Here is a 15,406-nt window from a genome sequence, read left to right on the forward strand (position 1 = left end):
CCAAGCGCTATGATCAGGCTGTAAACGTACTGTGAACGCTCTATCCATGCGCTATGAATGGTTTATCCATTCTCTTTTATGAATGGAATCGATATCTCGCTCCAACTGCTGCTCCAGATTCCATCCAGCTGATTTGATGGCATCAAGCAGCTCCAGCACGTCCTGCCGGGTCAGCAATGGATTTAGCAGCGTCAATTTCAAGCAGGCCTTCTGCCCGACTTTCGTCTGCGCGATCACGGCAACCCCTTGATGAATCAACCGCTCAGGAATTTGGTGATTGACCGCATTCTCCAGCTCGTTGCTCACGCTTACTTCACGCGCTAGCCTGGCATTTCCCTGGCATCGATATCGAAAGGTCAAGGCATTGAGAGCCGGTGTATGAAGCCATTCGAAAACAGGATCGGCCTCCACCTCACGTGCTGCCACACCAGCCATATCCATCGTGTGTTCGATCATTTCGGCCATCCCGCTCGTTCCGGTAACCTGAAGGGACAGATACAGCTTCAGGGCATCGAATCGGCGAGTCGTTTGCAATGACTTGTTCACAAGATTCGGAATCCCCGACCATTCATCCTCCACGGGATTCAGGTAGTCGGCGTGAATCTGGTTGAGCCGAAAATGTTGCCGATCCTTCATCAGGAATGCACCGCAACTGATCGGCTGGTAAAATAGCTTGTGAAAATCCACCGTTATGGAATCCGCCGCTTCCACGCCTTGCAGCCTGTGCCGATGCTTCTCACTGAGCATGAGTGCTCCGCCATAGGCCGCATCGACGTGCAGCCATATTCCCCGATTTTGCGTCCGTCTCGCGATCTCCTCAATCGGGTCAATGGCCCCAAAATCAGTCGTTCCCGCTGTCGCCACGATTGCAAACGGAATCGCACCTGAACGCGCCATTTCCTCCAGCTTCAGATCCAAATCGTTCATACACATGCGATAGGTATGATCCGTTTGGATGGGAATGACCGCTGCTTCCCCGAGACCTAGGAGTGAAGCGGACTGACGCACCGTAAAATGGGCAGTGTGGGAACAGAGAATTCGAAGCTGATGACTGTCCGGATGCAGCCCTTGTTGATGAACGTTCCAGTTCCAGTGTCTGGCAGTAAATGCATCCCGCGCATACAGCAGCCCCATCAGATTGGATTGCGTTCCCCCGCTTGTAAATACACCGTCTGCAACCGAACAATCATAGGCAAAGAGCGCACACAGCCATTGGACGAGCTCTTGCTCCAGTAGCGTTGCGGCAGGGCTTTGATCCCAGGAGTCCATCGATTGATTCGTGGCCCCGACCAGCAATTCCGCAGCAATCGCAGGAATGAGTGGTGGACAATGAAGATGCGCAGCGCATTTCGGGTGATGAACGGCCACGGCATGCTGTAACAGCGGCTCTATCAACTTCATGGCTTCCTCCAGCGAGCGTCCGTGTACGGGGAAGGAAGATTCGGCTCTGATTTGTTCCCGCAGTTGGGACACCGTTGCTCCAGAATAAGGCTGATCCACTGAGGTGAAATGATCACTTAGTTTTTGCAGTGCAAGTTGAACCCCTGCTTCGAGCTGCTCCTGACTTTCCGGTGCTCCATTCAAAAATCGTGAGGTCCAGTTACCCGGAATAACCGTCTGTTCGGTATGCATGCTCTTACACCTCCTGCATCACGGATGTGCGCTTGTTGCGTTCACAACGGTGAATGGCTTTTTCTAGAATGGTACAGATATCATCGACTTGCTCGGGGGTTACAATCAGTGGAGGAAGCAAGCGCAATACACTGCCGTGTCGGCCGCCTAGCTCCACAATCAGTCCGGATTCGATGCACATTTTTTGTATATCCGCAGCCATCTTCGGATCAGCCGGGAAATGACCGAGCCTGTCTGCGGGTTGATCAGGATTGACAATTTCAAGTCCAATCATCAGCCCCTTCACGCGAACGTCTCCTACAGAGGTGACCGTTTGGCGAAGCGTATGGAAATGAGATTCGAAGCGAAGCCCCATCTGCTCTGCATGATGCTCCAGCTTCTCCTGCTGAATGACTTTCATCGTAGCCGTACCGGCTGCCATCGCCAGCACATTTCCGCGAAAAGTGCCTGCATGAGCGCCGCTTTGCCAGACATCCAGGGATTTGTGGTAAACGACGACAGACAGTGGCAGCGACCCTCCGATTGCTTTGGAAAGAATGAGGACATCCGGCACGATATCCGCATGCTCAAAGGCGAATCGTTTTCCGGTTCGTCCAAATCCCGTCTGCACTTCATCGATCAGCAGCGGAATGCCGTGTTCTTTCGTCATTTGACGAATGCGTGCTGCAAAACGGTTCGGAGCCGGGATCACCCCTCCCTCTCCTTGCACCATTTCCATGATCATGCCGGCTGGTTTGCAGACCCCACTTTCCGGATCTTGCAACATGTGTGCGATATAATGGGCCGCGGTCTCATCGCAACATTCTCCCCCCAGTCCAAACGGACAGCGATAGGCATAAGGATAGGGCAAAAATTGTACATCATTCATGCTGCCGAGCGCCTGCTTCGGCTTGATATTCCCAGTCAGGCTGAGGGCACCGTGCGTCATCCCGTGATAACCCCCTTGAAAGGACATCATCCCCGTTCGACCTGTCGCCGTCTTGACCAGCTTCACCGCTGCCTCCACGGCATCTGCGCCGGTCGGTCCGCAAAACTGAATACGGGCATCCCTCGCAAATGATGCGGGCAAGAATGCGAGAAGCTCTTTCATAAAGGCCTCCTTCACAGGCGAAGTCAGATCAAGCGTGTGGAGAGGAACACCACTCTTCCAAACATCCTGCATCGCCTCAGTCACAGCGGGATGGTGATGACCTAGTGCCAGCGTACCGGCTCCTGACAGGCAATCATAATAGCTTTTTCCTTCCACATCTTTGACAACGATGCCTTTTCCTTCGCGGAGCGCAATGGGAATCCGTCTCGGATACGAACGAGCATTGGACTCTCTGCCTGATTGATAGGTCAAGTATGATTCATTCGTTTCCATCCTGGTCATAGCCGTGTGTCACTCCTTTTATTTGTCATTCATGGACCGATCTTGACGTTCATCTCATCCTGTATCCATTGTCGATCTGCTGCCAGCATGTCGAACGGACGTGACCCAAACCACTCCAGTGCCGCAAAGTACGGCTGACTGGCAATCTCCTGCAAGATCGCCTGGTAGTTCACAGCACCCTCTCCCAGGGAAACCATGCCATCCCGACTGGCTCCAGGTGCATAGACCTGCTCAGGACGGAATACGTCGAGCTCATCACGAGATCGAACATTCTTCAAGTGAAAGTAACCTACCCAGGGTTTCAGCTGTCGATAGCCCTCTAGCGGATCGCATCCGGACTCCCAGATATGCAGAAAATCCAGATTGATACGCAAGGCAGGATGATCAACATGTTCCAGAAGTTGTAACGCAGCTTCGACCCGGTCGCAATGAGTATTCGGATGCGTCTCCAGCAGCAGATGCAGACCGTGAGCCGCACACTGCTCACATAATGCCCGTATACAAACTGCCAGGTGCGCCTGTTCCTCAGGGGTTAGCTGATCACTCGGTATATCCCCTGCAAAGATGCGAATATTCCTTGTTTGGAGTAACAAAGCCATTTGAATAAGCGGCTCCCCTTTTTTCAATATGTCCTTCAGCGTACGAACGGGTCGCATGTCCATGTAGTCGCTCAGCATGGAAATCGAAATACGGGATTGCTGCAATCGCTGGGCGTATTCGTCAATGAGTCGTTCATATTTTCCTGTACGCTGGAAAAGAGATCTCGCATGAACGCCCCACAATTCCAGACCTTCAAATCCGTTTTGCTCCGCAAAGGCAAGCATCTCAGAAAAAGAAATCAGCTGATGGCGAAATGAAATCGAACAGAGGGCGATCTTCATACCAAGCTCCCTTCTTTCTTTTTGCACCAATTTAGGAACAATCGCTCCATTTCCAGCTTAAGCCTCTGTTCGAGCTGCTCCAGATCATCCAGCTGGCGCAACAAATCTGCCATCATGTCCGGTTGCTGCAAAATGGACATTTTTGTCGTCCCAAACTGGAAGGTTGTATAAGCCTGCACCACATCACGTATGTGCTGGGCCCAGTGCTCATAATGATCCCGTGGAAGCTCCAGCTCATCATGAAAATACATCAGTGCATAATCATAGCCCCATTTCCGGATCACCAGCACATGCAACTGCTTGATGGTCTCACCCAGTTCATGGATAGGCACACTTCCCTCTTTCCCGTCTCTTGCTTGAGTCAGCAGATGACGCAAATAATCGGTCAAGGGATTGGAATCATGAGAAACTGCTGCGCCCACATAGTCCTTCAATGTATCCGTCGCAGGTCGCTTGACCTGACTCATATTCCAGCAATACCCTCCTCCTGCTTCATTTTCCAGAAGCGCAGCCATAATCTGTGTTTTGTCCAGAAGTCCCTCCCATCGAAAATCCGGATCAAACATCAACCATTGAGCTGGATGACGGCTTGGGAACAGCATGACATAGTGCGGAAACGGGGAAAGATTGAACTTGTTCTCCCTTTCCGGCAATCGTGACAAATCAATCTGGGCCATGATCATATCCGTCTCCTCACGGTCTGCCATCAACTGTTGAAGGCGAGAAGCAGAGCCAGATATGACAGGCTGTTGTTCATGCCATTTTTCAGGCCGACTTTCCAGCAGTTTCTCGTTCCAGCTTTGAACACGAATGCCATACAAATCTTCAAAGCCTTGCCTATATGCCTGAAAATCATCGCCCTTGTCATAGTAGGAAAGGGCGCCTCTTCCATTCACACCAAAAGCCGCATCCCATACCCCAAAATAAAGTGGACGATAATCCACGTCACTGTATCGCTTTAATGATTCACACAAACAACTCAACATACAGTGCACCTTAATTCGCTGGGTTTTCCAGCCAAATCGCAATCCTTCCTCCACTGTAGCCGGTTTGGCAACAGGCATATAGTCGGAAACATCCACATGGTGCTTGCAAGTTGGTGCTGCGGATTCCGTTTGCTTGGCCCCCGGGATTGATTCTGTTTGATTAGTTGCCAGGATTGATTCTGTCTGCTGCAGGTACTCAGACTCAGACAGTTCTGCCATGAAATCGAGCAGGGAGCCCACCGTATCAAATACATACGGATCGACTTCTTCTTCTGGGATCACCAGTCCAAACTCCATCTCCATGTACACCATCAATTGCAGCGTCATCGCCGAATCCAGACTCAAATCTTCGTTGAGGCGAAGGGAATCGGCCAGGCTGGCCTGTTCTTCCAGAAGGGTGACATGTAGGCGATCTTTCAGGATTTCGCACAGCCGGACTCTGCTATGTTCCCGGTTTAGCACTTGATGATTCATGGCGCTATTTCTCCTTCCTCAAGCATGCGACGACTGATTTTTCCACTGGGTTGTCTCGGGATATCTGACACCATCCGAAATTCGCCCGGAACCTTGTAAGGCGGCAGTTTACTCGCACACCATGCTTTCAGCACACTTGCTTCCGTTAACATCGAATGCCCCGAATTTGGATCGTCCGACGACATGGCTTCTGATGCTGATGTCAAGGTACCAGAGCTCTTCACAAGGGCAACCGCCCGTTCTCCCATAATCGGATGATGGCCTCTGAATACAACCGCATCCTCGACACCCGGGCATTGCATCAGGACATTCTCCACTTCCACCGGATAGACTTTAAGACCGGATACGTTGATGACATCATCCATTCTGGCCAGCAAATGAAGTCGTCCAAGATCCGACCAGTACCCTAAATCTCGGGTATGTATCCGACCTTTTGCGGTGACGGCGACAATTTCCCCAGGGTGATCGACCTGGTCTCCAGCCTCCAAGCTCAAGTGCGAGAGGGGACGACCTACCTCTGTATGGGTTTCTGCCTGGGGACTTAATGCCAGGCAGCCTGCTTCCGTACAGCCGTATTGCTGAAGCATGCGATCAGCCCGTTCGTACAGCCGGTCAAAGAGCGGTTCTGGCAACGGAGCGCCCGAACTGATCAACTGATGAAATCGGAGATTTTCTCCAGCCAGGCTCAGCAGGACGTGAAAGAGCATCGGCACCCCGTAGACGAGATGATGGCTAATATCTCGAATTTGACCCAAAGCCACCTTCGGGTTGGAACTCGTAATGAGCACAGGCTTGCTCTTGCGTTCTATCGCAGCCAGCAGACCGCATATCAAGCCATAGGAATGGCTGATTGGAGCCAGCACAATCGGTCGAATCAGCGGGTCCATTTGCAGCGCCTCATTATAGCTGCGAATTTCGGTATCTATTTCATCCCAGCTCCGCGCAATCAGCTTCGCATCGCCGGATGTACCAGAGCTGTATTGCAATAAAGAGGCCGGATAAGTGCCCGCCCCGTCCGCAGGCAGCACCCACTCCTGCACCGGATCACCATGCAGCAACAGGCTGCAACCGGCTTCAACAGCTCGTTCGCGTGCCGTCACAAATGGGGTTTCGCCATGGATCAGTAAAACAGAAATGCCAAGCTGTTTGGCATACAACACAAAGGCTGCCAGTTCAACCGGGTTAGAGGTGCAGACCGCCACCCTTTTTCCTGGCAGATGGCTTGCCCCTTCCGCTTGTCCGTAAGCCAGCATGCGCGCCTGCACAGCCGCTTCGGACACAGCTTCTCGATTTACAGTAAACATCATCTACCTCCTTCATGTATCTTCATCACAGTTTACGATTCATGGACAAGTGAACGTTCATCGTTCTGCACAGTCATTTTTCTATCCTGTTGCTTGCGTGCCTCGTAAAGTGGATTGGACACCCAATGCTTGCATGCACGTTCTCGGACTGCCAATCGTCTGAGCATCAATTTCTCCACTCGCTGACGCGGCATGAACAAATCAAACTGCGCTCTTCGCAGGGCCAGCTCCGGAAAACGGGCTTCATAACGCTCCAGTACCTGTACGACAAGCTCCCAGAAGGACCACTCATCGAGCTGTCCAGTCTCTCCCAGCATCAGGGCCAGCTCTGAAACATTGATAAAGAACAATGCACCTAGCGTCAACTGGGTAACCTCAGAAGGCTGATCCACTTCATAGCCAGCCTCTGCTGGAAATGCCGGGCAACTGGAAGGATCGGCCAAGCTGTTTCTGCAAAACAGCACATCTTCGTGAAAATCCTTGAGTGCGACCCGAAGCGGCAGACCATCCTGATGGATCAGGATCATGTTTTGTCCATGCGTTTCCAGGGCAATCCCATGTGCGACCAGCAAGTGCACCACCGGAATCACACAGGCGTCCAGCATCCGCTCCAGCCATTCCTTGACGCCATAACGCTGCATCCACCTATCCAGCATCGGCATTCCTTCTGAGTCTCGCCGATACAAGGCATTAAATGGAATCGCCTTTTCGCCTGGTTTCAAATAACCAGCCAGGCTTTCACGCCACAGACAACCCAGCATTCCTTGTCGAGCTGCGTCTTCCTGCTTGTTGTATGCAGGAAGCGGACAACAAGCCCCCGCGAATTCCCCCAAGAGGACGAGTTGCTTCTCCTGCTGCAAGAACGGGTCCGCTTGCACGGTATCTTGCAGCCAGCGGCTTACGCGTGGAGCAAGCTCAATGAATAGCGGATCGATATGTCTGGAGCAAGACGTATTGACCATATTCAGTGACAGCTTCACATATGGCTTCGATGGGTGACTCACATTGCTCAGTGTTCGAATTGATTGCTGGGGACGGTACAGATCTGGTGCGACATCCAGGGGCCGAATGAAACCTGCTGCCAGTTCCTCTACATAACCCGGTGCGACATCATGCAGCCATTGCCACGGATGAACAGGCATGAAAAGGTAGTCATCCGCATCTTCCCCTTGTTCTTGAAGCATCTTATGAAATCGATCCAAACAGGCATCACCAAGCTCCGTTTTCAGCCAGTCGCCCTCATCCATCCCCTCGTCGATGACCGACCAGCCCACCTTCCGTGAAACGGCAAGCCAAAGCAGCGAGAAGGGTTCAGACTGCTCGGGACCATAAGTCAAATGGTCCAGATAGTTAAATCCGATTCTGGACTTGTAAGCAGGATGATAGGGATGACCTTCTGTCATCTTTCTCTCCCAGTGGTCAACATCCATTTCATCCATCGAGAGATCAGGCATGTGATACGGTCCATCGCTTGCGCGTTTCTGCTCATGCTGATCGATCGCATCATGAAGGAGCGTCTGCATGAGTTCATTAGAGAATGGTTGAACACGAGCCAAGTCGATACCATTTGCGTCCGCCAGTCCATTTTCAATCACCGCTCTGAGTAATTCAGAAATGGCCTGTCTGAGTGGCACCTCTGTTCGTATGCCGCACTCATTCTCTCGCACGACCGGCGCACGATCCAGACGAACCCGATCATAGCTGAAGCGTTTCCTCCCCACTGCTTCATAAGTAACCTGATTTCCACATTCATCCTTCCCCCTCAGACGGTAACGGACACGATCTTGGGTAACGTGGGTTTCCTCAGGGACAACCACCTGTTCATACAGCATACTCTCCAGCCATTGGCGCCAGACGCGCTGTTTGACTGCTTGATATTCCTCAGACTGAACGGCTTGTTGAACCATCCAGAACTTCGAGGGATGTGACTTCTGTTGCAATCTTCTTCTCTCCTTTCAGCTCTCGTCTGAATGTCAGAAAAATCAGGAAATTCAGCACTCCGATTAACGAAGCGGCTACCAATGGTGCCACTGCATGCACCTGCTCAACCAGAACAGAAGCCAGCAACGGAGACACCAATTCACCTGCCGTCTGAAAAGAAACGATCATACTAAAATAAAATGAAAGACGACGTCCCTGAAACCGTTGAAACAAGTACATATCCAGAGCGGCCATCGTCATAGCCAAAAAGGCGCCGTACATCAATCTGCCGAGCAGCATCCAACCCACATGAGGAATAGCTTGCAGAAACAGGCCGATCACCATGACGATCAGGCCGATACCGTAAACCGAATGGACATGCGCAGGCACACAGAACTTGCGGATAAAGGGCATGGATGCAATTGCGAGAATACTCGGCAATAGAAACAACAGACCACTCATCTGAATCGATAAAGAGAACGCATCCTGTATATACGTCGTGAAAAACGGGCGTATGACGTTGTTTAAAATGGTGATGGTAAAAAACAGGCCGCCAAGTACGCACATAAATATGAAATGACTTCTTTTCCCCATAGCCTTAATCTGCGAATCCGGGTGGGTAGAAGACGCTGTTTCCTCTGTCACTTTTTTGCCAGGTCGCTGCAAGAGAACCTTCTTGAAGACGAACAGACAAAGCACGAGCTGCAACACATCCACCACCGCTGCCCAGTAAAACAGTTGAAGCGGATTATTCAGCTCCATCATCCAGGCCCCTGCGAGCGTTGACATGACAACGGCAAGATGGTACACCGCATGAAACTTTGCAGCGGCATGACTCATCTGAGACGCGCCAGATTGTTCAATGATCAGCGGGTAAATCAGCATGTAGCTAGATTTAAAGAGCAGCAGGGCCACCGTCAGCCAAAGGAACTGGGTCTCGTTTTCCGCTGAGGCCAGCATAAACGTAAACCATGCCGTCCCCGCCTGACCAATCAAAAGCAGCTGCTTGGCTTCCACATATCGACTGAGCCAACCCCATATCGGTGAAAACATGACGACGACCAGCCGGCATACAAACAAATACAACCCGATAAACGCGTAACCTTCCAGTCCAAAGACCTGACTGAAAAACTGAGGGTAATACGGTGCAAGCAGCACTTCCGTAAATAACCCCAGAAACAAGCAACTGAGGAGGGTATAGGTCCCCCAAGACTGCTTTACATCCATCCTCCTCCTCCTTATGAACGCCCATTTGAATTTATTTATATTTGATACTGATTCTCATTTTCTCTTATTTTCTATTTCACACGCATACATATTTTCTTAGTTTCCCTTTCCTTATAAGAATTTAACGGTTTTCATTTGTCGATTCATCATTTATTTTCATTGATTATCATTATCAATATAGTGTAAAAAAGAAAGGGATTTTCACCCGAATTGAGAACGATCCCTTTTATTCGAATTTCCGTACGCATCACGTGAGTAGGTATCACATGTGTACGAATCATAGGATTGGGTACCACATGTAACCTTCCGATTTATTCATTGGATTCGACAGATCATCCCATTCCTTTTATTTTGAAACTTTGCTCTTTGCTCTTTGTTCTTTGCTTTTGAAAGTATGTATGCGTATCGCTCACTCGTTGCAAATGAGAATCAATATCATTAATGATTTAAACATACCTTCTTCTTTTTTGGAAGAGTTTTCTTTTCTTGTTCACACAATATACACAAGTTTTGGGATATAAGTGATAGAAATGCGAAGATAGACGATCCGGAAGGCGTGCGCCTCCGAATCGTCTATCTTATCTTTTAATCTGGTTTCTCACAAACAGAACAAGTAGCACCGAGACGAGCATCTCCGAGACAGGTACGGCAAGCCAGACACCCGTCACTCCCATCACTTTTGGCAGGAGCCATAGCAGAAGCAGTAAAAACACGAAGCTTCTCAGAAGGATAATCATCATCGAGGGACGCACCTGTCCGATCGATTGATAATAAGTCATATAGACGAAGTTGAACCCGAGAAAGAGATATCCTGTGAAAAACAATCGAATGCCCTGCACGGCAAGATCGCGTACCTCTTCATTGTCCAATCCAAAAAACGAAACCAGCAATGGAGCGGCTGCCAAACCTGCCACAAGTAAAATTCCTCCTAGCAGCAGCGAGGCCTTCTCCCCTACTTTTACACTTTCGATCAGGCGCTCCTTCTCTCCCGCCCCGAAATAATAACTGATCATGGGCTGCAAGGCAGATTCAATGCCGAAAAAAGACAGAAACATAAATCCATGCAAGTAGTTAACGACAGAAAATGCCGCAACGCCATCCGTACCGAGTAATGCGACAATCGAGAGATTGTAGCCGGCGACAAATACGAGTGCGCCTGCTTCCGCCAAAAAGCTCGGGAAACCGATCGAACATAACCGGTTCAGCATGGGCCAGGACCATCGAAAGGAAAATTGCCTCAAGGTAGATTGCTTCTTCCGAAAATGAAGCAACAGAACGAGCACACCGAGAACACTTGCTATAACCGTAGCGAGGGCTGCACCCAGCACCCCCTTGTCTAGCACAAAAATCATCACATAATTCAAAACGATATTGACGAGTGCCGTTAATCCGAGTGCGACCATAGACAAGGTTGGACTGCCATCATTGCGAACAAAGATACTGAGCAACTGCTGAAGCGCGATCACCCAGCCGAGAAGAAACAGAATGGTCAAGTATTCGATGGTATGAGCGCGCGTATCTGCATTCGCTCCGAGCCATTCGGCTATTTGATCCACATTCACCCAGCCAGCTGCACCCAGAACAAACAGCAGCACCAGTGCCACGGCGATGGATAGTGAGAAAACACGTCGCGCCTGGATGAAATTCTGCTCACCAATATACATGGAATACAAGGTTCCCCCGCCAATGCCAATCCATAACGAAATGGCAAAGATGAGGGAGAAAACCGGCATGGCGAGATTCACACCAGCCAATCCTTCCGCACCGACTCCGTTTCCGACAAATATCCCGTCGATCAATATATTGATAGACATGAGCATCATGCCGATCAGGGACGGCACAAAATATTGCATAAACACTTTTTTAACTGGTAATTGCTTCAAGTTGTCATGTGTACCCTTCATCATTCATTCCTCCAGCAAATCTCTATAAGCGAATGATAAAGGTTCAAGCAACTTGAAGGTCAATGGTTTTCTCTGGTTTTGCTGACGGGAATTTGTACCCAGGTGAGCAAATCTGATTTATGCTGAGTGACAGACTCGTCCAGCATCGCAATGCCTAATGGAGGACCGATCATCTGGTAGCCTTCTTCCTCCAGTGTACCCAGCATATACAAGCAGCTTTTCTTCATCGTTTCGTAATTCCCATGGTGCGGATAGCAGGCGTATGTTCCCTCTTCCAAATAGCTTTTGTTTAAAGAGGGTTTGTCAGCATAAAGAAGTTCGAAAACAGCCCCAAATTTCACTGTTCCCTCCGTAAACAGACTGTTTATGTCCACAACCGCACCGAAATCACCTGTAAACAATCCCTCATAACCCAGTCCGGACGCGAACCATTTCTGCAAATCCTGCACATATAACGATTCTGAATCTTCCTTCAAATCGATCGGCGCATCATTGTACAGATAAGAGATGGCGCGTCTTGGAAACCACTGAACCTTTAAGCTAGATTGAGCACGCAAAGAGAGTCCTTCTTCAATCGTAGCCATTTTATGCTCGATTTTAGCGGACACTTTTTTCAGTCTCTCAATTTCCTGTTCCGTTTCGGCCAATTTTGCTGCAAACAGCTCCCGCGTGTTTTCCGGTGTGCGCTGCTGGAATTGCTGCTGGATCTCCTGGATGGAAAATCCGTTCTTCTTCAAAAAAATAAGGGTATCGAGCACGATAAACTGCTCAACCGTATAGTAGCGATAGCGACTGTCCGGATCGGTATGTTTCGGCTTGAAAATGCCGATTTCATCATAATAACGGAGAGTGGAGGCCGAAATCTGGAACAGCTTCGCCACTTCTCCGACACGAAACAGGTGATGCATGCAATCCCTCCTCACTAGCGTGCACGTCTGCAGATAATAAAAAGAGCACCTCCCGTAAGGGAAATGCTCCTGCATGTAAATAGTCGATTAAAGTGACTGCTGAACAAGCTGACTGACATATTTGCCGTCGGCTCTGCCTTTCACTTTTGGTAAAACAGCGCCCATGACCTTACCCATGTCCGCTTTGGAAGAGGCACCGACTTCTTGGATGGTCTGTTGTACAATCGTTTTAATTTCTTCTTCCGTTAATTGCGCGGGCATATACTGAGTAATAACTTCGATCTCCTTGTGGAGATTTTCAGTTAAATCATCTCGTCCTGCTTTTTCAAATTCTTGGAGGGAATCTTTTCTTTGCTTGAGTTCGCGATTCAGAATATCAAGCACTTCGTTGTCATCCAGGGTTTTCTTTTGCTCGATTTCCACGTTCTTCACCGAGGACCGAATCATTCGGATTACAGAGAGCCTGAATTTATCCTGGTTCTTCATCGCTTGCTTCATATCTTCAGTTAATCGTTCGCTTAAGCTCATGACCGGTTGATCCTCCTAGAACTTTCTCTTACGAGCAGCCTCAGACTTTTTCTTACGTTTCACACTAGGCTTCTCATAATGTTTGCGCTTTTTCACTTCTGCCAAAACTCCATCTTTCGCGATCGTGCGCTTAAAGCGACGAAGTGCGGCATCAAGAGATTCATTTTTGCGAACTTTAGTTTCAGACACCAGCTTTCCCTCCCTCCGAGCAGACCGTCCAAAGAAAAACGGTATATCAAACCATATTATATGTGAAAGTAGCAAGCAGGTCAACCATTTAAACGTCCCAGTTTTTCCCCGCCCATCAAGTGGTAATGAATATGGAACACAACCTGCCCGCCATCTTCCCCGCAGTTGTTGATCAGCCGATAGCCGCTTTCGCTGATGCCGGTTTCTTCGGCCAGCTGTTTGGCAGCCAAATGAATCTCTCCCATCAAGTGTGCATCTTCAGCTGTCAGATCATTCATGGTAGCCAGATGCTTTTTGGGTATGATGAGAATATGTACGTTCGCCTGTGGTGCAATATCGTGAAAAGCGAGGACATGTTCATTTTCAAACACTTTTCTCGCAGGAATTTCATCGTTTACAATTTTGCAAAAAAGACAATCACTCATTTGAAATTACCCCTTTATCTTTGATAAGGAATATTTTACCCTAAAGTTAATGCCCCGTCCATTTTGGCCCGGCGGATCAACTTAACGAAGGAGGCAACACGCCTATGCACGCACTAGGAGGAAAAAGCATCATTTTGCGAATTGAACTGAATGGCGAGCAAATGAAGTTCGCTGAGATTACAGCCGCGATCGCACAAGCCGGCGGAGATATTGTTGCAATCGATGTCATTTCCACAAGCTCCACGACAAGTGTACGGGATTTGACTGTCAACGTAACCAGTTCCGAGCATATCGATCCACTTGTCGAGCAGGTCAAGCAGCTCAGGGGAGCCAAGCTGGTGCATGTCTCGGATCGCACCTTTTTACTGCATCTGGGCGGCAAGATTGAGACCCGGCCGAAAACGCCGATTCAAAATCGTGATGATCTCTCCCGTGTTTATACGCCAGAAGTTTCCCGGGTCTGTCAGGCGATTGAAGAAGAACCGGACAAGGCCTTCAGTCTCACGATCAAGCGCAATACGGTGGCTGTCATTACCGACTCCAGTGCCGTATTGGGTCTGGGCAGCATACACCCTTGTGCCGCAATGCCCGTCATGGAAGGCAAGGCCATGCTATTCAAGCAGCTGGCAGACGTGGATGCTTTTCCAATCAGCCTGGATACCCGGGATACAGAATCGATCATTCAAACGATTCGTCATATCGCCCCGGCGTTTGGCGGCATCAACCTTGAGGATATCGCCTCTCCGAGATGCTTTGAAATCGAGGAACGATTGAAACAGGAGCTCGATATTCCGGTCTTCCACGATGATCAGCATGGTACCGCTGTCGTGTTGTACGCCGCATTGATCAATGCCCTGCGTACCGTCAACAAGAAAATGGATGAAATCAAGGTGGTCGTAAACGGCGTGGGAGCAGCCGGTGTGGCGTGCAGCAAGATTTTGCTTGCCGGCGGGGTTCAGAACCTGATCGGTGTCGATCGCCACGGGGCTATCCACCGCGGGGAGACGTACGAACAGGAAATGTGGAACTGGTATGCCCAGCATACGAACCCGCATCAAGAGACCGGTTCCCTGCAAGAAGTAATCAAGGGAGCAGACGTATTCATTGGCCTGTCCAGGGGAGGATTGCTCCAGCGCGAGGATGTCATGCAGATGGCAAACGATCCGATTGTGTTTGCCATGGCTAATCCGGTACCAGAAATACAGCCGCATCTGATCGAAGACATTGCAGCCGTCATCGCGACGGGACGCTCCGATTATCCGAATCAGATCAATAACGTACTGTGTTTTCCGGGCATATTCCGCGCAGCACTCGATTGCCGGGCCTCAACCATCAACGAGGAGATGAAGCTGGCAGCCGCCGAGGCGATTGCCAATGTCGTTCAGCCGCATGAGCTGAATGCGTCCTATATCATTCCGAGTGTATTCAATGAGAAGATCGTCCCTTCCATTCGCCAGGCTGTCATCAAGGCGGCCATTCGATCTGGTGCAGCGAAGAAAATACCCAAGCAATTCCATGCAGATTCATAAAAATAAGCCTGCTGACAAGAAGTGCCGAATATTTCTTTCCGGCACTTCTTTTTATTTCCTGTTTATTGTTGCAATTGTCTATTGATTAGTATCTTTTGCTAGGCGATCGACAATTTTTATACTATAC

13 protein-coding genes and 1 pseudogene are annotated in these 15,406 nt (G+C 49.6%); 1 reads left to right on the plus strand and 13 read right to left on the minus strand.

Annotated features, from left to right (window positions below; genetic code table 11):
- Window positions 1–51: 51 nt before the first annotated feature.
- From ACFSUC_RS12545 to ACFSUC_RS12605, 13 genes and pseudogenes are all read right to left on the minus strand, one after another.
- A complete protein-coding gene (locus tag ACFSUC_RS12545; RefSeq protein ID WP_379929960.1) occupies window positions 52–1,632 on the minus strand; it encodes a pyridoxal phosphate-dependent decarboxylase family protein in 1,581 nt (526 codons plus the stop codon).
- Window positions 1,633–1,636: 4 nt separating this feature from the next.
- Window positions 1,637–3,004 (minus strand): diaminobutyrate--2-oxoglutarate transaminase, encoded by a 1,368-nt coding sequence (locus ACFSUC_RS12550; RefSeq protein WP_379929961.1) that lies wholly within the window; start codon window positions 3,002–3,004, stop codon window positions 1,637–1,639.
- 29 nt (window positions 3,005–3,033) lie between these two features.
- Window positions 3,034–3,885, minus strand: coding sequence for a sugar phosphate isomerase/epimerase family protein (locus ACFSUC_RS12555; RefSeq protein ID WP_379929962.1), 852 nt, complete (start codon window positions 3,883–3,885; stop codon window positions 3,034–3,036).
- Window positions 3,882–5,090 (minus strand): DUF6005 family protein, encoded by a 1,209-nt coding sequence (locus ACFSUC_RS12560; RefSeq protein ID WP_379929996.1) that lies wholly within the window; start codon window positions 5,088–5,090, stop codon window positions 3,882–3,884. The genes ACFSUC_RS12555 and ACFSUC_RS12560 overlap by 4 nt, the downstream gene beginning before the upstream one ends.
- A pseudogene (locus ACFSUC_RS12565) lies at window positions 5,079–5,345 on the minus strand (phosphopantetheine-binding protein); the annotation flags it as partial. The pseudogene ACFSUC_RS12565 and the gene ACFSUC_RS12560, both read right to left, overlap by 12 nt.
- Window positions 5,342–6,649, minus strand: a complete 1,308-nt coding sequence (locus ACFSUC_RS12570; protein ID WP_379929963.1) for an AMP-binding protein — start codon at window positions 6,647–6,649, stop codon at window positions 5,342–5,344. The pseudogene ACFSUC_RS12565 and the gene ACFSUC_RS12570, both read right to left, overlap by 4 nt.
- A 32-nt stretch (window positions 6,650–6,681) precedes the next feature.
- The gene (locus tag ACFSUC_RS12575) at window positions 6,682–8,589 is read right to left on the minus strand and encodes an IucA/IucC family protein (protein WP_379929964.1); all 1,908 of its coding nucleotides are present in this window, start codon (window positions 8,587–8,589) and stop codon (window positions 6,682–6,684) included.
- A complete protein-coding gene (locus ACFSUC_RS12580) occupies window positions 8,531–9,796 on the minus strand; it encodes an MFS transporter (protein WP_379929965.1) in 1,266 nt (421 codons plus the stop codon). Before ACFSUC_RS12580 ends, ACFSUC_RS12575 begins: the two co-directional genes overlap by 59 nt.
- A gap of 578 nt (window positions 9,797–10,374) precedes the next feature.
- Complete coding sequence (locus ACFSUC_RS12585; protein WP_379929966.1) at window positions 10,375–11,703, minus strand: MATE family efflux transporter; 1,329 nt, start codon at window positions 11,701–11,703, stop codon at window positions 10,375–10,377.
- Window positions 11,704–11,759: 56 nt separating this feature from the next.
- Entirely contained in the window at window positions 11,760–12,608 is an 849-nt protein-coding gene (locus tag ACFSUC_RS12590; protein WP_379929967.1) for a MerR family transcriptional regulator, read from the minus strand.
- 87 nt (window positions 12,609–12,695) lie between these two features.
- On the minus strand, window positions 12,696–13,136 hold the full coding sequence (locus tag ACFSUC_RS12595; protein ID WP_379929968.1) for a GatB/YqeY domain-containing protein: 441 nt from the start codon (window positions 13,134–13,136) through the stop codon (window positions 12,696–12,698).
- 15 nt (window positions 13,137–13,151) lie between these two features.
- Window positions 13,152–13,325: a 30S ribosomal protein S21 gene (gene rpsU, locus ACFSUC_RS12600; RefSeq protein WP_379896368.1), complete on the minus strand. Its 174-nt coding sequence runs from the start codon at window positions 13,323–13,325 to the stop codon at window positions 13,152–13,154.
- A gap of 80 nt (window positions 13,326–13,405) precedes the next feature.
- Complete coding sequence (locus ACFSUC_RS12605; RefSeq protein ID WP_379929969.1) at window positions 13,406–13,750, minus strand: histidine triad nucleotide-binding protein; 345 nt, start codon at window positions 13,748–13,750, stop codon at window positions 13,406–13,408.
- Between the two features lie 104 nt (window positions 13,751–13,854).
- Here ACFSUC_RS12605 and ACFSUC_RS12610 point away from each other — a divergent pair, with 104 nt between their 5' ends.
- Window positions 13,855–15,279 carry an NAD-dependent malic enzyme gene (locus ACFSUC_RS12610; protein ID WP_379929970.1) on the plus strand — a complete coding sequence of 475 codons (1,425 nt, stop codon included), beginning with the start codon at window positions 13,855–13,857 and terminating at the stop codon, window positions 15,277–15,279.
- The last annotated feature ends 127 nt before the right edge of the window (window positions 15,280–15,406 follow it).

The organism is Marinicrinis sediminis (assembly GCF_042685085.1).
GTDB classification, from domain to species: Bacteria; Bacillota; Bacilli; order Paenibacillales; family KCTC-33676; genus Marinicrinis; species Marinicrinis sediminis.

Coding starts and splice junctions, on each gene's coding strand:
- ACFSUC_RS12545 (WP_379929960.1), bottom strand. CDS start 1,632: ATGCATACCGAACAGACGGTTATTCCGGGTAACTGGACCTCACGATTT.
- ACFSUC_RS12550 (WP_379929961.1), bottom strand. CDS start 3,004: ATGACCAGGATGGAAACGAATGAATCATACTTGACCTATCAATCAGGC.
- ACFSUC_RS12555 (WP_379929962.1), bottom strand. CDS start 3,885: ATGAAGATCGCCCTCTGTTCGATTTCATTTCGCCATCAGCTGATTTCT.
- ACFSUC_RS12560 (WP_379929996.1), bottom strand. CDS start 5,090: ATGGCAGAACTGTCTGAGTCTGAGTACCTGCAGCAGACAGAATCAATC.
- ACFSUC_RS12570 (WP_379929963.1), bottom strand. CDS start 6,649: ATGTTTACTGTAAATCGAGAAGCTGTGTCCGAAGCGGCTGTGCAGGCG.
- ACFSUC_RS12580 (WP_379929965.1), bottom strand. CDS start 9,796: ATGGATGTAAAGCAGTCTTGGGGGACCTATACCCTCCTCAGTTGCTTG.
- ACFSUC_RS12585 (WP_379929966.1), bottom strand. CDS start 11,703: ATGATGAAGGGTACACATGACAACTTGAAGCAATTACCAGTTAAAAAA.
- ACFSUC_RS12590 (WP_379929967.1), bottom strand. CDS start 12,608: ATGCATCACCTGTTTCGTGTCGGAGAAGTGGCGAAGCTGTTCCAGATT.
- ACFSUC_RS12595 (WP_379929968.1), bottom strand. CDS start 13,136: ATGAGCTTAAGCGAACGATTAACTGAAGATATGAAGCAAGCGATGAAG.
- ACFSUC_RS12605 (WP_379929969.1), bottom strand. CDS start 13,750: ATGAGTGATTGTCTTTTTTGCAAAATTGTAAACGATGAAATTCCTGCG.
- ACFSUC_RS12610 (WP_379929970.1), top strand. CDS start 13,855: ATGCACGCACTAGGAGGAAAAAGCATCATTTTGCGAATTGAACTGAAT.